Source organism: Microbacterium sp. CFBP 8801, assembly GCF_014839455.1.
In the GTDB taxonomy this organism is placed as follows: domain Bacteria; phylum Actinomycetota; class Actinomycetes; order Actinomycetales; family Microbacteriaceae; genus Microbacterium.
In genome coordinates this window covers 1-21,660 of sequence record NZ_JACYNU010000008.1, presented here as the reverse complement: position 1 = coordinate 21,660, position 21,660 = coordinate 1, and the positions used below count along the sequence as shown (strand labels likewise).

General features: G+C 69.8%; 16 protein-coding genes. 6 read left to right on the top strand and 10 right to left on the bottom strand.

The window, feature by feature from the left end:
• Window positions 1-13 precede the first annotated feature (13 nt).
• Together IFR11_RS10730 and IFR11_RS10725 are read left to right on the top strand one after the other, a co-directional pair.
• Window positions 14-1,567 carry a DEAD/DEAH box helicase gene (locus IFR11_RS10730; RefSeq protein ID WP_055935685.1) on the top strand — a complete coding sequence of 518 codons (1,554 nt, stop codon included), beginning with the start codon at window positions 14-16 and terminating at the stop codon, window positions 1,565-1,567.
• Window positions 1,568-1,729: 162 nt separating this feature from the next.
• Window positions 1,730-4,075, top strand: coding sequence for an ATP-binding cassette domain-containing protein (locus IFR11_RS10725; protein ID WP_191916144.1), 2,346 nt, complete (start codon window positions 1,730-1,732; stop codon window positions 4,073-4,075).
• Between the two features lie 116 nt (window positions 4,076-4,191).
• Here IFR11_RS10725 and IFR11_RS10720 read toward each other — a convergent pair whose 3' ends face one another.
• The 8 genes from IFR11_RS10720 to IFR11_RS10685 all read right to left on the bottom strand — a co-directional run bounded on the left by IFR11_RS10720 (window position 4,192) and on the right by IFR11_RS10685 (window position 12,544).
• Entirely contained in the window at window positions 4,192-4,668 is a 477-nt protein-coding gene (locus tag IFR11_RS10720) for a hypothetical protein (protein ID WP_055831833.1), read from the bottom strand.
• A gap of 197 nt (window positions 4,669-4,865) precedes the next feature.
• Window positions 4,866-5,618, bottom strand: coding sequence for an SDR family NAD(P)-dependent oxidoreductase (locus tag IFR11_RS10715; protein WP_055935692.1), 753 nt, complete (start codon window positions 5,616-5,618; stop codon window positions 4,866-4,868).
• A gap of 186 nt (window positions 5,619-5,804) precedes the next feature.
• The gene (locus tag IFR11_RS10710; protein WP_342030288.1) at window positions 5,805-7,553 is read right to left on the bottom strand and encodes a cation:proton antiporter; all 1,749 of its coding nucleotides are present in this window, start codon (window positions 7,551-7,553) and stop codon (window positions 5,805-5,807) included.
• 68 nt (window positions 7,554-7,621) lie between these two features.
• On the bottom strand, window positions 7,622-8,863 hold the full coding sequence (locus IFR11_RS10705; protein ID WP_342030287.1) for a kynureninase: 1,242 nt from the start codon (window positions 8,861-8,863) through the stop codon (window positions 7,622-7,624).
• Window positions 8,853-9,791, bottom strand: coding sequence for a hypothetical protein (locus IFR11_RS10700; protein WP_191916142.1), 939 nt, complete (start codon window positions 9,789-9,791; stop codon window positions 8,853-8,855). Before IFR11_RS10700 ends, IFR11_RS10705 begins: the two co-directional genes overlap by 11 nt.
• A gap of 11 nt (window positions 9,792-9,802) precedes the next feature.
• Complete coding sequence (locus IFR11_RS10695; protein WP_055831826.1) at window positions 9,803-10,060, bottom strand: glutaredoxin family protein; 258 nt, start codon at window positions 10,058-10,060, stop codon at window positions 9,803-9,805.
• Window positions 10,061-10,103: 43 nt separating this feature from the next.
• Window positions 10,104-11,231, bottom strand: coding sequence for a glycosyltransferase (locus tag IFR11_RS10690; RefSeq protein ID WP_055831824.1), 1,128 nt, complete (start codon window positions 11,229-11,231; stop codon window positions 10,104-10,106).
• 158 nt (window positions 11,232-11,389) lie between these two features.
• Window positions 11,390-12,544 (bottom strand): polysaccharide deacetylase family protein, encoded by a 1,155-nt coding sequence (locus IFR11_RS10685; protein ID WP_191916141.1) that lies wholly within the window; start codon window positions 12,542-12,544, stop codon window positions 11,390-11,392.
• Window positions 12,545-12,672: 128 nt separating this feature from the next.
• Here IFR11_RS10685 and IFR11_RS10680 point away from each other — a divergent pair, with 128 nt between their 5' ends.
• The 3 genes from IFR11_RS10680 (at window position 12,673) to IFR11_RS10670 (ending at window position 16,534) form a co-directional block, all read left to right on the top strand.
• Window positions 12,673-13,629, top strand: a complete 957-nt coding sequence (locus IFR11_RS10680; protein ID WP_191916140.1) for a Gfo/Idh/MocA family protein — start codon at window positions 12,673-12,675, stop codon at window positions 13,627-13,629.
• 41 nt (window positions 13,630-13,670) lie between these two features.
• Window positions 13,671-14,867 carry a chromate efflux transporter gene (gene chrA / locus IFR11_RS10675; protein ID WP_191916139.1) on the top strand — a complete coding sequence of 399 codons (1,197 nt, stop codon included), beginning with the start codon at window positions 13,671-13,673 and terminating at the stop codon, window positions 14,865-14,867.
• 83 nt (window positions 14,868-14,950) lie between these two features.
• The gene (locus tag IFR11_RS10670) at window positions 14,951-16,534 is read left to right on the top strand and encodes an AMP-binding protein (RefSeq protein ID WP_191916138.1); all 1,584 of its coding nucleotides are present in this window, start codon (window positions 14,951-14,953) and stop codon (window positions 16,532-16,534) included.
• A gap of 59 nt (window positions 16,535-16,593) precedes the next feature.
• Here the strand turns inward: IFR11_RS10670 and IFR11_RS10665 are convergent, their stop codons facing one another.
• Window positions 16,594-18,654, bottom strand: a complete 2,061-nt coding sequence (locus IFR11_RS10665; protein WP_244630721.1) for an MDR family MFS transporter — start codon at window positions 18,652-18,654, stop codon at window positions 16,594-16,596.
• 619 nt (window positions 18,655-19,273) lie between these two features.
• Complete coding sequence (locus IFR11_RS10660) at window positions 19,274-20,770, bottom strand: TIR domain-containing protein (RefSeq protein ID WP_191916137.1); 1,497 nt, start codon at window positions 20,768-20,770, stop codon at window positions 19,274-19,276.
• Between the two features lie 119 nt (window positions 20,771-20,889).
• On the opposite strand from IFR11_RS10660, the gene IFR11_RS16365 reads away from it, so the two are divergent.
• The gene (locus tag IFR11_RS16365; RefSeq protein WP_244630720.1) at window positions 20,890-21,225 is read left to right on the top strand and encodes a DUF1643 domain-containing protein; all 336 of its coding nucleotides are present in this window, start codon (window positions 20,890-20,892) and stop codon (window positions 21,223-21,225) included.
• The last annotated feature ends 435 nt before the right edge of the window (window positions 21,226-21,660 follow it).

Sequence of the window (21,660 nt, the reverse complement as noted above, 5' to 3'; positions counted from 1 at the left end):
GGCAGGAGTATTCATGACGTCTCAGACTTTCGCCGACCTCGGCGTGCCCGCCCCCCTCATCGACGTTCTCGCCGCCCAGGGCAAGAACGAGCCCTTCCCGATCCAGGCCGACACTCTGCCCGACACGCTCGCCGGGCGCGACGTGCTCGGCCGCGGCAAGACCGGCTCGGGCAAGACCCTCGCCTTCGCGCTGCCCCTCGTCGCCCGCCTCGCGGCCACGAGCGACCGCCGACGCGGCCGTCGCCCCCGCGCTCTCGTGCTGGCGCCCACCCGCGAGCTCGCGAACCAGATCGACGAGGTCATCAAGCCCCTCGCCGCCGCCTTCGACCTGACCACGACCACCGTCTACGGCGGCGTGAACCAGAAGCGCCAGGTCGACGCTCTCGCCGCCGGCGTCGACATCCTCGTCGCCTGCCCCGGCCGCCTCGAGGACCTCATCGGTCAGGGCTTCGCCAACCTGGGCGACATCGAGATCACCGTGCTCGACGAGGCCGACCACATGGCCGACCTCGGCTTCCTGCCCGGCGTGACCCGTCTGCTCTCGCGCACGCCCGCCGACGGCCAGCGCCTGCTGTTCTCGGCCACGCTCGACAACGGGGTCGACAAGCTCGTCAAGCGATTCCTGCGCAACGAGGTGCTGCACTCCGTCGACGAGGCCCACTCGCACGTCGCCGCGATGACCCACCACGTCTTCGCGCCGGCCGACACCGAGGCGAAGAACCGCCTCGTGCAGACCCTCGCCTCGGGTACCGCCCGCCGCATCCTGTTCATGCGCACCAAGCACCAGGCCAAGAAGCTCGCGAAGGCGCTGACCGCGGCCGGCATCCCCTCGGTCGACCTGCACGGCAACCTGTCGCAGCCGGCGCGTGACCGCAACCTCGCCGCCTTCGGCGACGGCCGCGCCCGGGTGCTCGTCGCCACCGACGTCGCCGCCCGTGGCGTGCACGTCGACGGCGTCGAGCTGGTCGTGCACGTCGACCCGCCCGTCGAGCACAAGGCGTACCTGCACCGCTCGGGCCGCACCGCCCGCGCCGGTTCCGCCGGTGACGTCGTGACGATCATGCTCCCCGAGCAGCGTCGCGACACCCTCGACATCCTGCGCAAGGCCAAGATCTCGGCCACGCCCACGGTCGTGACCTCCACCTCGCCCGAGGTCGTCGCGCTCGTCGGCGAGGTCGCCGAGTGGGTCAAGCCCGAGCCCGTCGTCGCCCCGCAGCAGCAGGGTGGCGGACGCTCGCAGGGCGCCAACGCCCAGCGCAAGCGCGCCGCTCGCGGCGAGGGCCAGCAGTCGTCGGGCCGCGGTGGCGCCCAGGGTGCCGGCGGCGGCCGTCGTCGCAGCGCCGGCGCCCCGGCGGCCGACGCCGCATCGGGCGCACGCGCTCCCCAGGGCGGTCGTGGCGGTCAGCGTTCCGGTGCGGGCCGTGGCCAGGGCGCAGGCGGCGCACAGCGCGCCGGTGCCGGCGCCGCACGTCCGCAGGGCGCGGGCCGCTCGGCATCCGGCGCCCCCACGACCGGCATGGTCGTCGGCTCCCGCTCGCCGCGCACCAACCGTCGCGCGCAGGGCTGACCCCGCCTTGATCGACGCCCCCGCAGCTCCGGCTGTGGGGGCGTCGTCGTCTTGACCGGCCGTCGTCCTTCGGGGCCGGCGTGCGGGGATCCTCGCGGATGTCGGGGGTCTGCGCCACACTGGGGGCGGCCCACCCGGGGCCGATCCTCGAAGGAGCGCCGCATGAGCGACCCCGTCCCCGATGCGCACGACGTCATCCGCGTGCGCGGCGCGCGCGAGAACAACCTGAAGGGCGTCGACCTCGACGTTCCCAAGCGTCGGCTCACGGTGTTCACCGGAGTGAGCGGCTCGGGCAAATCGTCGCTCGTCTTCGGGACGATCGCCGCCGAGTCGCAGCGGCTCATCAACGAGACCTATCCCACGTTCGTGCAGCAGTTCATGGGTCAGCTCTCGCGGCCCGACGTCGACGCGCTCGAGAACCTCAGCGCGACCATCCGCGTCGACCAAGAGCGCATGACCGCCAACGCCCGCTCGACGGTGGGCACCGCCACCGACGTGCACGCCATGCTGCGCATGCTCTTCAGCCGTCTGGGGCAGCCGCACGTCGGGTCGTCGCAGGCGTTCTCGTTCAACGTCCCGTCGATCTCGGGCGCGGGGGCCGTGACCGTCGCCCGGGGCGCCCGCAAGGGCCAGAAAGAGCGACGCTCGTTCGAGATCACCGGGGGCATGTGCCCCGAGTGCGAGGGGCTCGGCAAGGTCAGCGACATCGACCTCGACCAGCTCGTCGACAAGACGCTGTCGCTGAACGCGGGCGCCATCCTCGTTCCGGGATACACCGCCGACGGCTGGATGGTGCGCGTGTTCAGCGAGTCGGGGTTCGTCGACGCCGACACCCCGATCGAGCAGTACTCGGCGCAGCAACGTCACGACTTCTTCTACAAAGAGCAGACCAAGGTCCGCATCGCGAACACCAACATGACCTACGAGGGACTCGTTCCCAAGATCACGAAGAGCATGCTGCAGAAAGACCGCGACGCCCTGCAGCCGCACGTGCGGGCCTTCGTCGATCGCGCCGTCACCTTCGTCGCGTGCCCGGCGTGTGCGGGAACACGGCTGAACGACGGCGCCCGCTCCTCGCGCATCGGCGACGTGAACATCGCCGATGCCGCCGCCATGCAGATCACCGACCTCGCGGCCTGGGTGCGGACGATCGACGACTCCTCCGTGGCGCCCCTCGTCGAGGGGCTGGGCGACACCCTCGACGCCTTCGTGCGCATCGGTCTGGGTTACCTGTCGCTCGATCGCGCGAGCGGCACGCTCTCGGGTGGCGAGGCCCAGCGCACCAAGATGATCCGGCATCTCGGCTCGAGCCTCAGCGACATCACCTACGTCTTCGACGAGCCCACGGCGGGACTCCACCCCCACGACATCCAGCGCATGAACGAGACCCTCCTGCAGCTGCGCGACAAGGGCAACACGGTGCTCGTCGTCGAGCACAAGCCCGAGGTCATCGACATCGCCGACCACGTCGTCGATCTGGGCCCGCGCGCCGGGCGCGACGGGGGCCGGGTGCAGTACGAGGGCGACGTCGCGGGGCTCCGCTCCTCCGACACCCTGACCGGCCGGTTCCTCGACCACCGCGCACGGCTGAAGCCGGCGGTGCGCGCGGCGACCGGCGCCCTGTCCATCCGCGGAGCCGTCGACCACAACCTGCGGGGCGTCGACGTCGACGTGCCCCGCGGCGTCCTGACCGTCGTGACCGGGGTCGCGGGGTCGGGCAAGTCCTCGCTCATCCACGGCCACCTGCCGTCGTTCGACGACGTCGTCGTCGTCGACCAATCGGCGATCAAGGGCTCGCGCCGCAGCAGCCCGGCGACCTACACGGGCATCCTTGACGCGGTGCGCGCGGCGTTCGCCAAGGCCAACGGCGTGAAGCCGGCGCTCTTCAGCGCCAACTCCGAGGGAGCATGCGTCGCCTGCAAGGGCCTGGGGGTCATCGTGACCGAGCTCGGGTTCCAATCGACCGTCGAGACCGTGTGCGAACTCTGCGGGGGAACGGGCTTCTCCGACGCCGTGCTCGAGTACACCCTCGACGGCAAGAACATCGCCGAGGTGCTGGCGCTGTCGGTCGCCGAGGCGGCGGAGTTCCTCGTCACCGGACCGGCCGTCGCGGTCCTTGCTCGTCTGAACGACGTCGGCCTCGGGTACCTGACGCTCGGTCAGGCCCTCAACACGCTCTCGGGCGGTGAGCGTCAGCGTCTCAAGCTGGCGATCTCGATGGCCAAGTCGGGGGCCGTCTACGTGCTCGACGAGCCCACGACGGGTCTGCACCTGGCCGATGTCGACACTCTGCTCGGGCTGCTCGACCACCTCGTCGACGCCGGCAACACGGTCGTCGTCATCGAGCACCATCAGGCCGTGATGGCGCACGCCGACTGGATCATCGACCTGGGACCGGGCGCCGGTCACGACGGCGGCACCGTGGTGTTCGAGGGCACGCCGGCCGACCTGGTCACTGCCCGCTCGACGCTCACTGGCGAGTATCTGGCGCGGTACGTCGGGGAGTGACGCGCGGGCCCACGTCGACCGAACGCGAGTCGTGAGGCTCCGCCCGACGGGCGGGACCGCGCGCGAACGGATGCGATGCGCTGCCCGCGTCCGACAGACGCGGGGCGCCGCCCGCGTCAGGCGGGTGCGGTGAGCGACGCGTCGTGCAGGTGACGGTCGCCGTGCGGCAGCACCTTCACCATCACTCCGCGGCGGCGCAGGTCGGCGACCGCGCGCGTCTCGTCTTCGCGTGTGAGACCGAGGGCGTGGACGCTCGCGACCACGAGCACGTCCCCGTGCGTGAGGGTTCCGAAGAACCGGTCCAGCCGCTTCGCCCACCCCTCGAGCGTTTCGGGCGCGGGGTGGCGGAATCCCTCGATCGGCACACCGAAGCGTGTGAGGTCGTCGCGCTGCTGCACCACCGTCGGCATGTCGGGGCGCGAGACGACCAGCCCCACCAGGCGTGAGCCCGCGGGGCGGGCACGCCACCAGTCACGGTCGCTCTGCAGCTCGGTGAAGCACTTCGGGCACTCGGCCGCGGCGTGCACGAGGGGCACGGGGCTGGTCCCGGCGGCATCCGCAGATGACGGCATCGTCGGGATCGGATCGCTCATGGAAACCTCCGTCACCATTGTGCCGTACGCCGCGAGGAATCAGTCAGCTCGCCCCGGCGCACTCTCGTGTCGGTGTCCGGTTCTTGCGGGAAACGGCTGCCCGGACGCCCTCCGTCCAGCCATCGGGGGACAGGCCTCGCCGTGCCGGACGCACCCCGGGCCCGCCGCGACGCGCGACGGGCCCGGGAGCGGTCGGCTCAGTGGGCCGAGTACCCGCCGTCGACGAGGTGGTAGCTGCCCGAGATGAACGAAGCGGCGTCGCTCAGCAGGAACAGCGTCAGCGCGGCCACTTCGGCGTCGGTGCCCAGGCGACCCGTCGCGTGCTCGTTCTCGAGGTGGGTGAGGGCCTCGGGCGACAGGCTCGAGCGCACGAGCGGGGTGTCGATGAACCCGGGGCCGACGGCGTTGGTGCGCACGCCCTGCGCGGTGTACTCGAGCGCGGCGACCTTCGTCAGGCCGACCAGGGCGTGCTTGCTGGCGACGTACGCCGCGTTCTGGGCGATGCCGACCGATCCGAGGACGGAGGCCATGTTCACGATGGCGCCGCCACCGGCCTCGACGATCGCGGGCAGCTGGAACCGGAGGCCGTAGAAGACGCCGTCGAGGTCGACCGCGCGCACGCGGTCCCACGCCTCGATGTCGTAGTCGCCGATGTTCTGCGGGGCGGCGCCGATGCCGGCGTTGTTCACCGCCAGGTGAAGGGCGCCGAACGTCTCCTTCGCGAAGGCGACGGCGGCTTCGGAGTCCTGCCACTTCGCCGTGTTCTGGGCGAAGGCGGCAGCCGATCCGCCCGCGTCGGTGATCTGCGCGACGACGGCGTCAGCCGCCTCGCGGTTGATGTCGGTGACCACGACCGAGGCGCCTTCTTCGGCGAGTTCCCGCGCGATCTCCGCGCCGATGCCGCTGCCCCCACCGGTGACGAGTGCGACTTTGCCGGTGAACCTGCTCATGAACGAACTTCTCTCCCGCCGTCGAGTCACCACGGCTTTCGCGGTGACCGCAGGCGCCTGGGGGAGAACCCACCAGCCGTCGCGCCTATTCCAGCCCCACCCCCCGCGCGAGTCGCCGAGAATTGTCGCGTCGGCGTGCCGAAAGCGACACATCCTCGCGACTCCCGCGGGGGTTGGGGGCCGGGATCAGTCGTCGGTGCCGTCGTCGATGCGCAGCTCCAGGCTCAGCTGGTCGGCGTCGAGCTCGGCCAGGGCGTGGCGCAGGGCGGCGGTGCTGTACCGGCCGTCACGGCTGAGGCGGTCGAGTCGTCGGCGCATGGCATCCAGCGACGCCAGGCGCAGCTCCAGCAGGTCGCGCACCCGGCTGGTCGCCTCGTCGTCGGGCGGCCGGGTGAGCCGCGCTCCGGCGCGTTCGACCATCTCGGCGGGGAAGGTGCCGCCGTCGCGTCGGGTGAGGGTTCCCGACTGCACGGCGGCGATCGCGGCGTCGCGCAGCTCGGCGTCGAGCGCGCGCTGCTCCTCCCGTGACGGTCCCTGGCCGCCTTCCCCGGCCAGCCCGACCGTCCGCACCACCGCGGGCAGCGTGATGCCCTGCAGCACCAGGCTGAAGAGCGCGACCAGGAAGGCCACGAAGATCAGCAGCGGTCGCTGAGTCGTGTCTTCGGGCAGCGTCTGGGCGGCGGCCAGCGTGACGACCCCGCGCATGCCCGCCCACACGATCACCGTGCCGTGCCGCGCGCCCAGGGGCGTGTCGCGGTAGTAGTCGAGGTCGGCCATGGTGCGCGAGATGCGCGTGCGCATCCAGCCGATGCGCCGCGCGGCACGCGCCGGGTCGTCGGCTCGACCCTGCGTGTCGAGCTCACCCGCGTGGTACGCCTCTTCGAAGTCGTCGAGGCGCTGTTGCGCGTTCTCGACGCGGTCCTGGTGACGCCAGAGGCCGTGACTGCGGCGGCCCTGCACCCAGACGAGACCCGACACGTACAGGCCGCGCACGACGAGAGCGATGCCGAGGGCCGACAGGGCGAGCCAGGTGCCGTGCCACAGGCCCTCGTGCTCGCGCAGGTTGCTGGTGACGATGTCTTTCAGCTCGAGCCCGAACACCAGGAAGACGCCGCCCTCGAGGATCAGCTCGATCGTGCGCCAGTTCAGCCGGTCGCTCATGCGCTGCTCGGGGGTGAACCGCCGGGCGGCGCCCTGGCCCGTGACGATGCCGGCGACCACCGCGGCCACCAGACCGGAGCCACCGAGGTGCTCGGTGGGCAGGTACGCGATGAACGGGATGGCGAAGCTCAGCGCGGTGTTGGCGGCGGAGTTGGTGACGCGCTCGCGCACGCGCAGGTTCACCCAGCCGACGACGGCGCCGAGCACCAGGGCGAGCACGACGGCCCACGCGAAGTTGGCGAGGGCGTCGGCGAACGCGAACCCGGATGCCACGGCGGCGACCGCCGTGCGCAGGAGCACCAGGGCGGTGGCGTCGTTGAGCAGGCTCTCGCCCTCGAGCATGGTCACCACGCGGGGCGAGATGCCGAGGCGCTTGGCGATGGAGGTCGCCACGGCGTCGGTGGGACTGAGGATCGCCCCGAGCGCGATGCCCAGAGCGAGGCCGAGCCCGGGGACCACCGCCCAGAAGAACAGCCCCAGAACGATCGAGCTGAAGACGACGAGCAGCACCGACAGCCCGGCGATCGGGGCGAAGTCGCGGCGGAACTCGATGGCGGGCAGTTGCACCGCGGCCGAGTACAGCAGGGGTGGGAGCACCCCGATGAGGATCACCTCGGGGTCGACCGCGAAGGCGGGGACGAACGGCAGCAGGCTCACGGCCGCGCCGATGGCGAGCAGCACGAGCGGGCCCGCGACGTTGAAGCGGGGAGCGATGACCGTCACCAGCGCGACGACCACGACGCCCGCGACGATGGCGAGGAGGGGATCGATCACCGTCCGAGGCTATCCCTCGCGAGCGTCCGAGTCCCGGCCGGGAACCGCGACAGCCCGATGCGGAGTCCTCACCCCTCGCGGGCGACGGCGGCGGCGATCGCACGCATGCCGGCGAGCGTCTCGGCGAAGCTCGTCGACAGGGGCGACAGTCCGATGCGCAGCCCGTGCGGGTCGCGGTAGTCGGGGATGACGTCGTCGGCCCAGAGCCGTGCGGTCACGGCGCGCATCGACGGGTGCGAGAGCGTGAGGTGGCCGCCGCGGTCGGCGGGGTCGCGGGGCGAGGCGAGCCGCACGCCCAGCGGACTCAGGATGCCGTCGGCCACGCGCAGCGCGAATTCGGTGAGGGCGACGGACTTGGCGCGCACCGCCGCGATGCCGGCCTGCTCGAGAAGATCGAGGGTGTCCTGCAGGGCGATCATCGCCAGCACCGGAGGCGTCCCCGACAGGAACCGACGCATGCCGTCGGCGGGGCGGTAGAGCGGCCCCATCGAGAAGACGTCGGCCGCTCCCATCCACCCCTGGACCGGCTGGGTGAGCGTCGACTGGTGCCGGGCGGCGACGTAGGCGAACGCCGGAGACCCCGGCCCGCCGTTCAGGTACTTGTACGTGCAGCCCACGGCGAGGTCGGCACCCCAGGCGTCGAGCTCCACCGGCACGGAACCCGCCGAGTGGCAGAGGTCCCACAGCACGAGGGCGCCGGCGTCGTGGGCGATCGCGGTGAGACCGGCACCGTCGGCGAGGAACCCGGAACGGTACGACACGTGGCTCAGCAGCACCACGGCCGTGCGCGGGCCCACGACGGCGCGGAGCAGGTCGGCATCCACTCCCCGGGCGGTGTCGACCTCGACCCACACCACCCGAGCACCCCGTTCGGCGGCGATCCCCTCGACGAGGTAGCGATCGGTGGGGAAGTCGTCGCGCCCGACGACGATCTCGACGCGGTTCGCGTCGGTGGTCATCTGCGCGTCGAGGGCGGCGCGCAGCAACTTGTAGAGCAGCACGGTGGTGGAATCGCCGATCACCGTCTGGCCGCCCGCCGCGCCCAGGGTCGACGCGCCGATCCGGTCGCCGATGACGAACGGCAGCTCCATCCACGCCTCGTCCCACCCGCGGATGAGGCGACCGCCCCACTCGTCGGTCACGAACCGCGCCAGTCGGTCGGCGGTGGCGCGGGGCGGTCGTCCGAGCGAGTTGCCGTCGAAGTACACCAGCGGGCTCTCGGCGCCGACGAAGGCGTCGCGATGCGCCGCGAGGGGGTCGGCGGCGTCGAGGGCGGCGGCTTCGGTGTCGAGAGCGGAATCAGTCGGCACGGGGGAGCTCCTCGGTGGGGACGACCGTTCCGCGGCTGAGCCAGGTCGGCACGTCGTCGGGGTCGGTGGGGGCGGGACCGGCGACGAACGTCGACACGGCCTCATCGGGGACGGTGGCGGGCCACGGGTCGGCGAGAGCGGCGATCAGCGCATCACCGCGCACGCCGGCCTCGTGCAGGGCGAGGAGTTCGCGGCGATTGAGACCGACCGGCAACGCGCCGTTGCCGAGGTCGGTGCCGTACAGCACGCGTCCGCCACGGGCGGCGAAGGCACGGAGGTTGGCGACCGCGTGATCGCGTGCGGCGCCGCGATGGATGTCGAGGGTCGAGATCCACGCCTGTCCCGCCGTGACGGCGCGCGAGACCAGGCGGCGCGAGACGGGGGCGTCGAAGGGGGTGTGCGCCAGGGCCGACACGCCGGCCTCGACCGCACGGTCGACCTGCCCCGCACCCTGCGCGTGGGCGACGACGGCGAGACCGTGTTCGGCGGCGGCCACGATGACGGCGGCGAGCACGTCGTCGCTCACCACCGGTCCCGCGTCGGCGTGCAGGGCGATCTTGATCACCGATGCACCGGCGTCCGCCTGCTCGTCGACCGCCGTGCGTGCGCCCCCGACGACTCCCGGATGCAGAGAGGCGTCCCAGACGTCGCGCACGATGGCATCCGGAGCCCATCCCCGGCCACGCGGATACCCGCCGGGCGCTGTCAGGAAGGCTCCCGCGTAGGCGACGCGGGGCAGGCCCGTCGTGCGACGGGCGAGGGCCACCGGATCGCCGCCGAGGTCGACGACCCCGGCGATGCCGCGCGCCGCCAACCCCTCCGGGTCGATCAGGTGCAGATGCACGTGGTGATCGACGAAGGCGGGAAGCGCCGTGCCGGCGACGCCGGTGAGCGCGCGGCGGGTGGGACGCGCGGTGGCGAGGGTCATGCCGACCCCGGTCAGATCAGCGACAGCTCGCGGAGCTTGGCCTCGACGTCGGCGTTCGAGGGCTCGACGTGGTGGCTGGAGTCGGGGTACAGCACCACCGGGATGCTCGTACGCCCGGAGATCTCTTTCGCGACGTCGGCCGCGGCCGGGTCGGCCACGAGGTCGACGTACTCGTACGCGACGCCGAGCTCGTCGAGCTGCTTCTTGGTGCGGATGCAGTCACGGCACCAGTCGGCGCCGAACATACGGATGGGAGCTTCGCTGGACATGCTTCCAGCGTACGCCGCCGCACGGCGACGAGCGCCGATCGGATCAGGCCGTCAGTTCGTCTTCGAGCGGCTCGACGGCCCGCACCGCCTTGCCCACGCGGCTCTTCTTGGGCGCGTAGACGACGAGGGCGTGGAAGACGAAGCGCACCACGAATGCCGCGACCAGCGTGAGGGCGGCCGCGATGACGCTGGGCATGTGCGCGCGCTCGACGAGGATCGCGATGACGGGGATGCGCACGATCGCCTCGACGCCGTTGAACGCGAACGACTTGACGAACCGGTGGCGCATGAGCCCCGACTCGGCCCGCATGTCGGCGAACACGAGGTACTCGAGCGCGAGGAAGTTGGCGACGATGGTGATGACGCTGGCGATGACCGCGGCGAGGATGTATTCGACGTGCACGGCCACCAGGGCCCACATGATCGCGAGGTTGGCCACCGCGCCGATGCCGCCGACCAGGGCGAACGCCGACATGCGGCCGAAGCGCAGCATGGTCAGCTGCGTGAGGAAGCGCATTCCCTGGCTGAACGAGGCCTTGGATTCACCGGCGAAGCGCGGCGCGAACGAGAAGGGGACCTCGGCCACGCGCATCTGCTTGCGGGCGAGGATCTCGAGCAGGATCTTGAAGCCGCGCGGGTGCAGTTCTTCGAGGTCGAGCGAGCGACGGTCGATGAGGAAGAAGCCCGTCATGGGGTCGGAGCAGTTGTGCAGCTTCTTCGGGAACATCGACTTGGTCAGCAGGGTCGACGCGCGCGAGACCGTGGTGCGCACCGCGTTGGCGAGCCCGTCGGAGGTGCCGCCCGCGATGTAGCGCGAGGCCACGACCACGTCGGCGTCGCCGACCTCGACCCGGTCGAGGAGTTCGGCGATGACCTCGGGCGGGTGCTGCAGGTCGCCGTCCATGACGACGCAGTAGTCCGCCGCAGCGGCTCGGATGCCGTCGACGACGGCGCCGCCGAGGCCTCCGACGGGGTCGTCGCGGTGGATGAGACGCACCGGAACGTGCGCGGCTGCGGCGACGGCGCGGATGATGTCGGGGGTGTCGTCGGTCGAATCGTCGACGAAGATGATCTCGACGTCGCGACCGAGAAGCGCCTGCGTCGTACGACGGACGAGTTCGGCGACGTTCGGACCCTCATTGAAGGTCGGAACGATGACGGAAAGGTCCATAGGTGCTCGCGTTTTCTCGGTGAGACAGAAGTACACAGCGTAGACCGGCCGACGCGTGCTCAATTTGGCATTGTGGCCGAGTTACCTGGGAGACTGCGGATGCCCACCCCTGCGAAGCACGGGAATCCCCTCGGAAACGTCGGGAATCGGCATCCTGATCAGCCGATGTACCCCTTCAGGTCATCGACGGTCATTCCGTAGTTCATCCGGACGACCGGCAGGGCGAGCTTGTCGGTGCCGATGCGCACGTACCCCTGCTCGACGGTGCGCCCCATCTCGAAGCCGGCCTTTCGTACCGCCTCTTTCGTCGTGTCGTTGTAGTGACCGAACGGGTAGGCCACCACTTCTTTCGCGCCCAGGATCTCGGCGGACTTCTCGAGGTCTGCAGCGATCGTGTCGACGTCGTCGTTGACCATGCGGCCCTTGCCGTTGGCCCCGGCACGGTGCAGGTCGTGGGTGTGCGGGCGCTGCAGCACGAACTGGTTCGGGGTGGGCTCGGTGCGCGAAGAGGTGATGACGAACGAGGTCGTGAGCAGGTTGCGCCCGTCGACGATCGGTGCGGCGAGCTCGAGCCAGGAGCTGTCGGCGTCGTCGTCGGTGATGATGACGGAGTGCTTCGGCAGGTACAGGGCGCCGTCGATGAACGCGCTCAGCTCGTCCCACGTGGGCAGGTAGAAGCCGGACTGCTGGATGTACGCCATCTGCGCGTCGAAGTCGCCGACGTAGGCGTAGTTCAGACGCAGCCAGGTGTCTTCGCCCTGCGGGTTCCGCGTGAACTGGTGGTACATCAGGATCGGGATGCCGGCGGCCTCGGCCGTGTTCGCCTCGGGGGAGGTCCACCCGGCGTGCAGCGTGCGCTCGCGATCGGTGCACGACACCAGGTCGGCGCCGTTCAGTCGCGCGGAGAGGTTCAGTGCGGCGGCGTCGGTGGCCGCGGCGTACCACCCGGCGAACACTCGACCGGCGGTCCGGGGGATCGGCAGGCCCTGGTACCGGTTGCCCTCGGTCTGCAGCACGGGGGCGATCTCGATGCCTTCTCCCTCGTACGACACCGCGCAGGCTCTCGCGTCGGTCGAGGTGGCGAGCAGCTGCTGGGCGGCGCTCAGCGCCGGCGGGGTCGGCGTCGGGGTGCTCGTGGGGGTCTCGACCACGGCGGTCTCGTCGGCGACGGGTGGGGCGGCGGGCCCGCGGGTCAGAGCGAGAGCGGTGACGCCGGCGGCGATGACCGCGACCGCGACGGCGGCGAAGAGCGTGCGGCGGGCACGGACGCGTCTCGAGGAGCGGCGACGGTGCTGGGCTCGGGTGGTGGTCATGGTGCCTCGGGCTCGGGTGGCGATTCGCGCCGATCCTATCGGGACGGTTCACGGCGCCGATGAACGGTTTCGACGGGCGCGAGGACGGGTGCGAGGGCGGGCGCGAGGACTCGCGCGACAATGGGGGCATGATCCGCATCGGCATCGTCGGCACCAGCACCATCTCCGAGCGTCTCGCCGGGGCGGTGGCGGAGGTCGAGGGCATCGAGGTCTCGCGCGTCGCCTCGCGCGACCCCCGACGCGCGCGGGAGTTCGCCGACGCGGTCGGCGCGCCCGGGACCGCCGTCGGCCTCGACGACCTGCTCGCGGCCGCCGACGTCGACGCCGTCTACCTCGCGAGCCCCAACGCGCTGCACGCGGAACAGGTGCGGACGGCCGTGGAGGCCGGCATCCCGGTGCTCGTCGAGAAGCCGGCCGTGCTGACGGCAGCGGACTGGGATGCCGCGGTCGCGCACGCCCGTTCCCGCGGCGTCGTGCTGCTCGAGGCGATGCGCACGGCGTACGACCCGGGGCTGGCCGCCGTGCGCGACGCCCTGCCGCGGCTGGGGACCCTCCGCCGCGTCTCGCTGCGCTACGAGAAGCGCTCCGCGCGGTACGACCACGTGCTCGCCGGGGAGCAGACGAACATCTTCGATCCCGCGCTCGGGGGCAGCGCCCTGCGCGACCTGGGCGTGTACCCGCTGCACGCCCTCGTGCGGCTTCTCGGGGCGCCGCGGAGCATTCACGGCGTGCGCGTCGGCATCGCCTCGGGCACCGACGGGCTGGGCAGCGCGCTCGCCGCCTACGACGGGTTCGTCGCCGACGTCGCCTGGTCGAAGATCACCGACACGGCACTGCCCAGCGAGATCCAGGGCGAGACGGCCTCGCTCTCGATCGATGCGATCGACGCCCCGAGACGCCTGACGATCACGCCCCGCGACGCCGAGCCGCAGGTCATCGACGTCGTAGCTGCCGCCAACCCGATGGTGGCCGAGGTGGAGCGCTTCCGCGACGCGGTGCTCGGCGCCGACGTCTCCGCGGATCAGGACCTCACCGCCCTCACCCTGCGTCTGGTCGACGACCTGCTGCGGGTGCCGCTGACGTAACGGTTCACCCGGTGTTTCCCCCGGGGCGAGAGGATCCGGCCATGCAACGACCGGGACGCGTGAGCGAGGTGTTCCTCGCCTTCCTGCGCCTGGGGCTGACCTCGTTCGGCGGGCCGGTCGCCCACCTCGGGTACTTCCGCGACGATCTCGTCGCGCGGCGGCGGTGGATGGACGACCGCGCCTACGCCGACCTCGTGGCGCTCTGCCAGTTCCTCCCGGGGCCGGCGTCGAGCCAGGTGGGCTTCGCGATGGGTCTGCAGCGCGCCGGGATGCTCGGCGCGCTCGCCGCGTTCGTGGCCTTCACGCTGCCCTCGGCCGTGATCCTGGTCGCCTTCGCCGCGGGCGCGTCACTCGTGGGCGGTCCCGTCGGCGACGGCGTGCTCTCGGGGCTGAAGATCATCGCGGTCGCCATCGTCGCCCACGCGGTGTGGGGCATGGCGCGCACCCTGACCCCCGACGCCCGCCGCGCGGGCATCGCCGTCATCGCTCTGGCGGTGGCTCTCATCGCGCCCGGCGCACTCGGGCAGATCGGCGCGCTGGTCATCGGGGTCGTCGCGGGCCTGTGGCTGCTGCGCGGTGTCGCCGAGCCGCCCGCGGCCGCTCTCGCGCCGTTCGGTGTGTCGCGCCGGGTGGCGGTCGTCTGCCTCGTGCTCGCCGTCGCCGGCCTGGTCGGGCTTCCGGTCCTGGTCGCGCTGACGGGCTCGGGCACCGCCGCGCTCGCCGACGCGTTCTTCCGCTCCGGGGCGCTAGTGTTCGGCGGCGGCCACGTCGTGCTGCCCCTTCTGCAGGCCGCGGTCGTCCAGACCGGTTGGGTGTCGCCCGAGGTCTTCCTCACCGGGTACGGCGCCGCGCAGGCCGTGCCCGGCCCGCTCTTCACCTTCGCCGCCTACCTCGGCGCCGTGTCGGACGTCGGACCGGGCGGTGTCGCGGGAGCCGCGATCGCGCTGCTCGCGATCTTCGTGCCCGGTTTCCTCGTGCTCGTGGGGGTACTGCCCTTCTGGGACGCCCTGCGGGGGAGACCCCGCGTCCGCGCGGCGATGCGCGGGGCGAATGCGGCGGTCGTCGGCATTCTGGCCGCGGCGCTCTACAGCCCCGTCTTCACTACCGCGGTGACCGGGCCCGGGCCGCTCGTCCTCGCGGCGCTCGGGTTCGTGCTGCTGACGGCGTTCCGGGCACCGGCCTGGGCCGTGGTGCTCGTCGGGGCCGCCGGGGGAGTGCTGCTCGGCGTCATCGGGTGACAGGGCCATCGTCCGCTGTCAGGATGAACGCACCGCACCTCGCCGTACCGTTTCCGGCCGTACCGTTTTCGAAGGAGAGAACCGTGTACCAGAGCCCCTTCCCGCCGATCGACATCCCCGACCAGAGCATCTACGACTACCTGTTCGGCTCGCTCGCCGACGACGATCTCGATCGCGTCGCCCTGATCGACCCGGCCAGCGGCGCCGAGACGACCTACGGCGGACTCCGCGCCCAGGTCGACGGGTTCGCCGGGGCTCTCGCCGCACGCGGGGTCGACACCGACACCGTCGTCGCCGTGCTCTGCCCGAACGTTCCGGCCTTCGCGACGGTGTTCCACGGCATCCTGAGACTCGGCGCCGTCGTCACCACGATCAACTCCCTCTACACCGCGCGCGAGATCGAGACGCAGCTGCGCGACGCGGCGGCGACCTGGCTCGTGACGGTGTCGCCGCTGCTGCCGCAGGCGCTCGCCGCCGCCCGGGCCGCGGGACTCGATGACGACCGCGTGATCGTGCTCGACGGCGCCGAGGGACACCTCGACCTGCGCTCCCTGCTGGGCGAGGGGCGCATTCCGCCCGAGGTGCGTTTCGACCCGTCGACGCACGTGGCCGTGCTGCCGTACTCGTCGGGGACGACCGGGGTGCCGAAGGGCGTGATGCTCTCGCACCGCAACCTCGTGGCCAACGTGCACCAGTGCCGGCCCGTGATCGAGATCTCGAGCGACGACCGGGTGCTGGCGGTGCTGCCGTTCTTCCACATCTACGGCATGACGGTGCTGCTGAACCTCGCCCTGAGGCAGCGGGCGAGCCTGGTCACCATGCCGCGGTTCGACCTGACGGAGTTCCTGCGGTCGGTGCAGGATCAGCGGTGCACCTTCCTCTTCATCGCGCCGCCCATCGCCGTCGCGCTGGCCAAGCACCCCCTGGTCAACGAGTTCGACCTCTCCAGCGTGCACAGCGTGTTCTCGGGGGCGGCGCCCCTCGACGGCGAGACCGCCGAGACCGCCGGGCGCCGCATCGGCGCGCGCTTCTTCCAGGGCTACGGCATGAGCGAGCTCAGCCCGGTGTCGCACGCGATCCCCGCCGGCGGAGACATGCCGGTGAGCTCGGTGGGCGTGCTGCTGCCGAACGTCGAGGCGAAGCTCGTCGACCCCGAGACGGGCGACGAACTCGAGATCCACGGCGACGACGGCCTGACGGCACCGGGCGAGATCTGGGTGCGCGGGCCGAACGTCATGCTCGGCTACCTGAATCGACCGGATGCCACAGCCGAGACCCTCGACGACGACGGGTTCCTGCACACCGGCGACATCGGCGTGCACCACGTCGACGGATACCTCACGATCGTCGACCGCCTCAAGGAGCTCATCAAGTACCACGGGTACCAGATCGCCCCCGCCGAGCTCGAGGCCCTGCTGCTCTCGCATCCGCAGATCCAGGATGCCGCGGTCATCGGCGTGCTCGACGACGACGGGCAGGAGATCCCCAAGGCGTTCGTGGTGGTCGGCTCCGGCAGTGAGCTGACCGAGGACGATGTGAAGGCCTTCGTGGCCGGGGAGGTCGCCCCGCACAAGAAGGTGCGGCGCGTGGAGTTCATCGACGTCATCCCCAAGTCGACGTCGGGCAAGATCCTGCGCAAAGACCTGCGGGCGCGGGAGCGGGCCTGACGACGACGAAGGGGCGGGGAGTCCGCGTGACTCCCCGCCCCTTCGTCGTCTCACGCGCGTCAGGGTGCGATCAGCGCACCCGTCTGCGCGGCGGCCTCTTCGGCGCGCTTGTCTTCGTCGTCCTTGCCGCGGCGCTCGTCGGCGGCTTCCTGCAGCGCCGACTTGGCACGCAGCGGCGGCGTGCGGAAGAACAGCGACAGCACGAACGCGAGCAGCACGACCGACATCGCGACCCAGTAGACCGTCGTCGACGACGAGTTGAACCCGACGAGGAACGGCTTGGTCAGTCGCGCATCGGCGCCCACCAGGAACGACGTGTCGTCGAGGGCGGCACCCCCGAGCGCGGAGGTGTCGCCGCCCGCCGCGAACTGGTCTTCCAGCGTGGTCGCCACCGTGTCGACGAACGCCGCGCGCTCACCGGCATTCGAGAAGTCCAGGCTCACCGTTCCGTCGGTGCCGATCCGCGCGACCGGCACCTGCTGCTGGATCTGCGCCGACGCGGCCGAGAGGGCTTGCGAGACGGCGGTCTGCGTCGCCGCGGCCTGCGCCGAGGCGGGGATCTGCCCGGCGGCGACCTGAGCGGCGACCGCCTGGGTCGCGGCATCCGTCGCCTGTTGAACGCCCGCCTGCACCTGGGCGGTCGTGCCCGCGGTGACCTGCGAGAGGATCGGGCCGTAGATCGTCGACATGATCTTCTCGTTCGCCGGCGCCGACGACACCGTGGGGTCGAGGGCGGCGTCGAGCGCGTCGGTGAGGGTCGCGCGGTCCGAGAACGAGCCGATCACGTTGGTGGGCATGAGCGTGAACAGCAGCGACAGCAGCACGGCCGTCCCCAGCGTTCCACCGATCTGGCGGAAGAACGTCGACCCGCTCGTGGCCACGCCCATGTCGCGCACGCCGACCGAGTTCTGGCTCGCGATGGTGAGCGTCTGCATCAGCTGACCGAGGCCCAGGCCGATGACGAGCATGGCGATGGCCACGTGCCAGTAGGGGCTGTCGTACTTGAGGAACGTCAGCAGGAAGAAGCCGACCGACATGAGCAGCGTGCCGAGGATCGGGAACATGCGGTAGCGGCCGGTGCGGGCGATGAGCTGTCCGCTGACGATCGAGGCGACCATCAGGCCGAGGATCATCGGCAGCATCTCGAGGCCGCTCTGCGTGGGAGAGGAGCCCAGCACGAGCTGCAGGTACAGCGGCAGGGTCAGCATCGCGCCGAACATTCCGAAGCCGACGAGCACGCCGATGACCGTCGCCATCGAGAAGGTCGGGGAGCGGAAGAGCTTCAGCGGAATGAGCGCGTCATCCTTCATCTTCGTCTCGGCGATGACGAAGGCCAGGATGCCGAGTGCTCCGATGACGTAGCAGGCGAGGGCGATGGGCGAGCCCCAGCCCCACTCGCGGCCCTGCTCGGCGACGAGCAGCAGGGGCACGAGGGCGACGATCACCGTGGTGGCGCCCCACCAGTCGATGCGCACCGACCCGCGCGGCTGCTTGGGGATGTGCAGGAACCGCCAGACGATGGCCAGCGCCATGATGCCGATCGGCACGTTGATGAGGAACACCCAGCGCCATCCGGTGATGAACAGGATCTCGCTGGCACCGGCGAACAGGCCGCCGACGAGCGGACCGATGACGCTCGAGATGCCGAACACGGCGAGGAAGTAGCCCTGGTACTTCGCGCGCTCGCGCGGGGCGAGGATGTCGCCCATGATCGCCAGGGGCATCGACATCAGGCCACCGGCGCCCAGGCCCTGGATCGCGCGGAAGGCCGCCAGCTCGACCATCGAGGTCGAGAAGCTGGCGAGCACCGAGCCGACGATGAAGATCAGGATGGCGATCAGGAACAACGGACGGCGTCCGAAGATGTCGGAGAGCTTGCCGTAGATGGGCGTCGAGATCGTCGAGACGATCAGGTAGGCGGTGGTGACCCACGCCTGCAGGCTCAAGCCCTGCAGGTCGTCGCCGATCGTGCGGATCGAGGTGCCGACGACCGTCTGGTCGAGGGCGGAGAGGAACATTCCGGCCATGAGGCCGAAGATGACGAACATGATCATGCGGTGGGTCATGACCGTGTCGGTGCCGGCGGTGTGCGCGCGGCGATTGCGAGTGATGTCTGACATCGGGGCCTCATCGGGAAGGGTCGGCGGGCGGCTCGATCGAGCGGAGCCGGGCGCCAGGTGTTTGCTAAAAGTCAACAAATAGTAGCGCTGTCTGGCGACGCGCGCTGCACCCTGGGGAATCTCGCTCGGTGGGGAGTGGTTCGCGGTGGGGCGGGGCCGAGGTGGCTTGCGTCGAGAAGAGGGGATGCCGCGAGAGCAGGATGCCGCGAGAGCAGGACGATCGGCCGCTATGCAGCCTGTTGGCGGACATGGGGCCTGTTCTCGACGCGGTGGAAGCCGGGGCTCTGAGGTGCGGAGCGGTGAGCAACGGCCTAAAGCTACGTGGAACGGGTTTGGAGCGGGCTAGGACCAGAGTGGGCAGAACCGGGGCAGTCTCGGCCCCGGGGAGGGCGAGCGCCGAGTGGGCGGCCTCAGTGCAAGGAAAAAGGCCCCTTCCCAGCAGAAGCCTGAGAAAGGGCCAGTGGCTCCGACGGGCGTTGATCCCGTGACCTCGCAGTTTTCATTTGTGTGACTCGGTTTTGAGGGCGTCATTTGGTGATCGATTGCCACGTGATCCAGCGTAATTCTCGCTCATTGGTGATGGCTGGTTCTCATTGGTCTCAATCGAGTTCCCGGCCCGCTACAAGCCGGCGATCTTCTTCGAAATTACGCTCGCGTGCTCGACGGCGGTGGTGCGGAGGTTCCCTTCGGGATCGAACGCTAGTCCCCCTCGGTTGCGATTCTCGTCAAACGCGGTCGGCATCGCGGTTGTTGACCAGATAGGTAAGACATGGCCCGACGTCAGACGCGCTTTGTACTGCTCGCTCTCGAAAAGGGTCCAGCGTTTCATTCCATACATCGGGCCGAGGATGGCAACAACATATCGACTCCCCGACGCGTAAATCGGTGCGAGGTAAGCCTCCACGTCCTCGCCGATAATTCTGTGTTGTTCGGCGAGGTCGTAGAAGACTGCATGTCCGTTGTCCTCGAGTGCGTCGTAAAGCTCCTCTGCGTATGCCCGATCTTCGCCGGCGAAGGTCAACGCGACATCGTAGGTCTCTGTGTGGTCGACTTTTGTAAAGCCGACTTCCTTAATGAAGTCGCCCCACGTGATTGATCGAAGGTAGTAGATCAACATCGGGTCCTCTACCGAGAGCACCTGCGTGTCGGGGTCGAGGTGCATAAGTCGCGCCACATCGGGCTTGTTCGTCAGAAGCTCGAGATACCCCCGCTCAAGGACGATTCCAACCGAGATCTTCTCGCTGGGGTGTGAACGCATCTCAGCGGGGAGGTGGATACTCCAGCTGTCCGAGTCCGCGAGCCAGCGAAGCACGTGAAGGTATGGTGCGCGGCCGCCGGGCCGAAAACGTGTTCCGCGAGCGAAATCACGGACGGCGTCACCAAAGCGCAATTTCTGCTTCCTGACTACCTCCCGTTGAACAGCAGCGTACGAGGTGTCCACTACCTGATTTTCCGCGAGCTCCTCGGTCACGTTTGCTGCGATGCAGGCGTTCCACGCCAGGAGTTGGGCAATGTAAAAGCTGCCCTGCGCGCTATTGACGATGTTCTGTTTAGCCGAGATGGTCACGTTCAGTGCGGCTTCGCCGGCCGCGATCATCTCGCCAATCTTCTTAGGGTCCTCGGACTCGAACCGAATCGACTCGATTCTGTTAGCCACGTCACTGCCAGATTCGATGAGGGCTCGGCCCGCATCATTGATTCCAAGAATGATGAGTTTGGTCGACGAGTCCTCCGCGTCAGCGGAGACCTTGAGTAGGTCCGCGATGGTGCTCTTGGTGGCTTCATCGAGTCGGTGAAAGTCATCGATAACGACGATGCCGGGCGAGGTGATTTGAGGGAGCTCGGCGATGTACTCGACGTCCCCCGTCTTGCGTGCGCTTAGCATTGTGGCCTGGCCGCTTAGGCCGAGTTCAGCGAGCGCGCGTTCTACGGCCGTCGACTTGCCGATTCCGGATGGTCCCTCGATGACCACTCCTCGGCCTTTCGTGCGTAACGCGACTTTGAGGAGGCCGTAGCTGGAAGGAGGCACGAAGGTGTGCGTCGGGACTCCCGATACTTTGAAGACCTCTTCGAGAAGGCGGGGCTCCCGCGATTCAAGTTCCGTGGCGCGCGACATGTCGCTCACGGTAGCAGGCGCGCACGTGGTTATCGGGGCCGCTGAGGACCGGACGCACCGCAGGTGGCGCAACCGGCCGGAGCTCGGCCTTGACTAGTGAAGAAAGTTCTCGCAGCTCGATGCTACGGAGTGGCCCGGACAATCAGGCCAAACCAGGCGGTCGAAAAGAGAGGCATTCGCTGATAGCTGGTGTAGGAACGGTCTGCCGATGGCGCGGCGCGGTTCTTGCTCTGCGCAGTCGGACAGAAACCGCTCGCGTGCTCGGAACCAACCTCAGCACCGCGGTGTCGAACGCGCTGGATCCCACGCTCAAGCGCGTTCCTAGATTCGCGGTCGATAACGGGTACGACAGCTCCACGATGCTCGACTTCCACTCGCAGATAGCGACTGACCCGAAAGGCCTCGGCCGCGCGAACCGCCCGGAACCCCACGTCGAGAAGAAAGCGTCAGATTGATCGGCTGATATGTGGTCGACCGCTGACTTCTCGTGGCCGCCTGGGTTGGATTCATCACCACGGGGCCGTACTTGACGGGGCTGCTCGCAGATATCCTGCAGCTAGGTTCTATCGGGGCTTGTCGTTGGGTGTATCTCAGGGATCCGACCAAGTATGGACACCCGTTTCATCCGCTGTGTTGGGCGGCTTCAACCGAGCTTCGGCCGTCTAGCGTCGATCGCTGCGTTTGTCATCCGCGCGGCAACGAGTAGTAGGTCAGCCCGATGAGTGCGGGTAAAGCCCTCGGAATCCTTGCTTCGGGCCTGACCGAAGGTCGCTGGCCCCAGACCGCCCCAAGCTCCATGCCGAGAGCATCTCGTCTCGCCGCGCGCGCCCGATGGACGGGAGTCTCGCTCGCCCAGTGATCGGCCGGATTGGCTTGGCGGGAGGCTCAGA

What these genes read in the sequence shown, in the direction of transcription:
- IFR11_RS10685 (WP_191916141.1), bottom strand. Translation starts at nt 12,544, where the DNA reads ATGACCACCACCCGAGCCCAGCACCGTCGCCGCTCCTCGAGACGCGTC.
- IFR11_RS16365 (WP_244630720.1), top strand. Translation starts at nt 20,890, where the DNA reads ATGCTACGGAGTGGCCCGGACAATCAGGCCAAACCAGGCGGTCGAAAA.
- IFR11_RS10730 (WP_055935685.1), top strand. Translation starts at nt 14, where the DNA reads ATGACGTCTCAGACTTTCGCCGACCTCGGCGTGCCCGCCCCCCTCATC.
- IFR11_RS10695 (WP_055831826.1), bottom strand. Translation starts at nt 10,060, where the DNA reads ATGTCCAGCGAAGCTCCCATCCGTATGTTCGGCGCCGACTGGTGCCGT.
- chrA (WP_191916139.1), top strand. Translation starts at nt 13,671, where the DNA reads ATGCAACGACCGGGACGCGTGAGCGAGGTGTTCCTCGCCTTCCTGCGC.
- IFR11_RS10680 (WP_191916140.1), top strand. Translation starts at nt 12,673, where the DNA reads ATGATCCGCATCGGCATCGTCGGCACCAGCACCATCTCCGAGCGTCTC.
- IFR11_RS10720 (WP_055831833.1), bottom strand. Translation starts at nt 4,668, where the DNA reads ATGAGCGATCCGATCCCGACGATGCCGTCATCTGCGGATGCCGCCGGG.
- IFR11_RS10690 (WP_055831824.1), bottom strand. Translation starts at nt 11,231, where the DNA reads ATGGACCTTTCCGTCATCGTTCCGACCTTCAATGAGGGTCCGAACGTC.
- IFR11_RS10665 (WP_244630721.1), bottom strand. Translation starts at nt 18,654, where the DNA reads ATGTCAGACATCACTCGCAATCGCCGCGCGCACACCGCCGGCACCGAC.
- IFR11_RS10715 (WP_055935692.1), bottom strand. Translation starts at nt 5,618, where the DNA reads ATGAGCAGGTTCACCGGCAAAGTCGCACTCGTCACCGGTGGGGGCAGC.
- IFR11_RS10725 (WP_191916144.1), top strand. Translation starts at nt 1,730, where the DNA reads ATGAGCGACCCCGTCCCCGATGCGCACGACGTCATCCGCGTGCGCGGC.
- IFR11_RS10660 (WP_191916137.1), bottom strand. Translation starts at nt 20,770, where the DNA reads ATGTCGCGCGCCACGGAACTTGAATCGCGGGAGCCCCGCCTTCTCGAA.
- IFR11_RS10700 (WP_191916142.1), bottom strand. Translation starts at nt 9,791, where the DNA reads ATGACCCTCGCCACCGCGCGTCCCACCCGCCGCGCGCTCACCGGCGTC.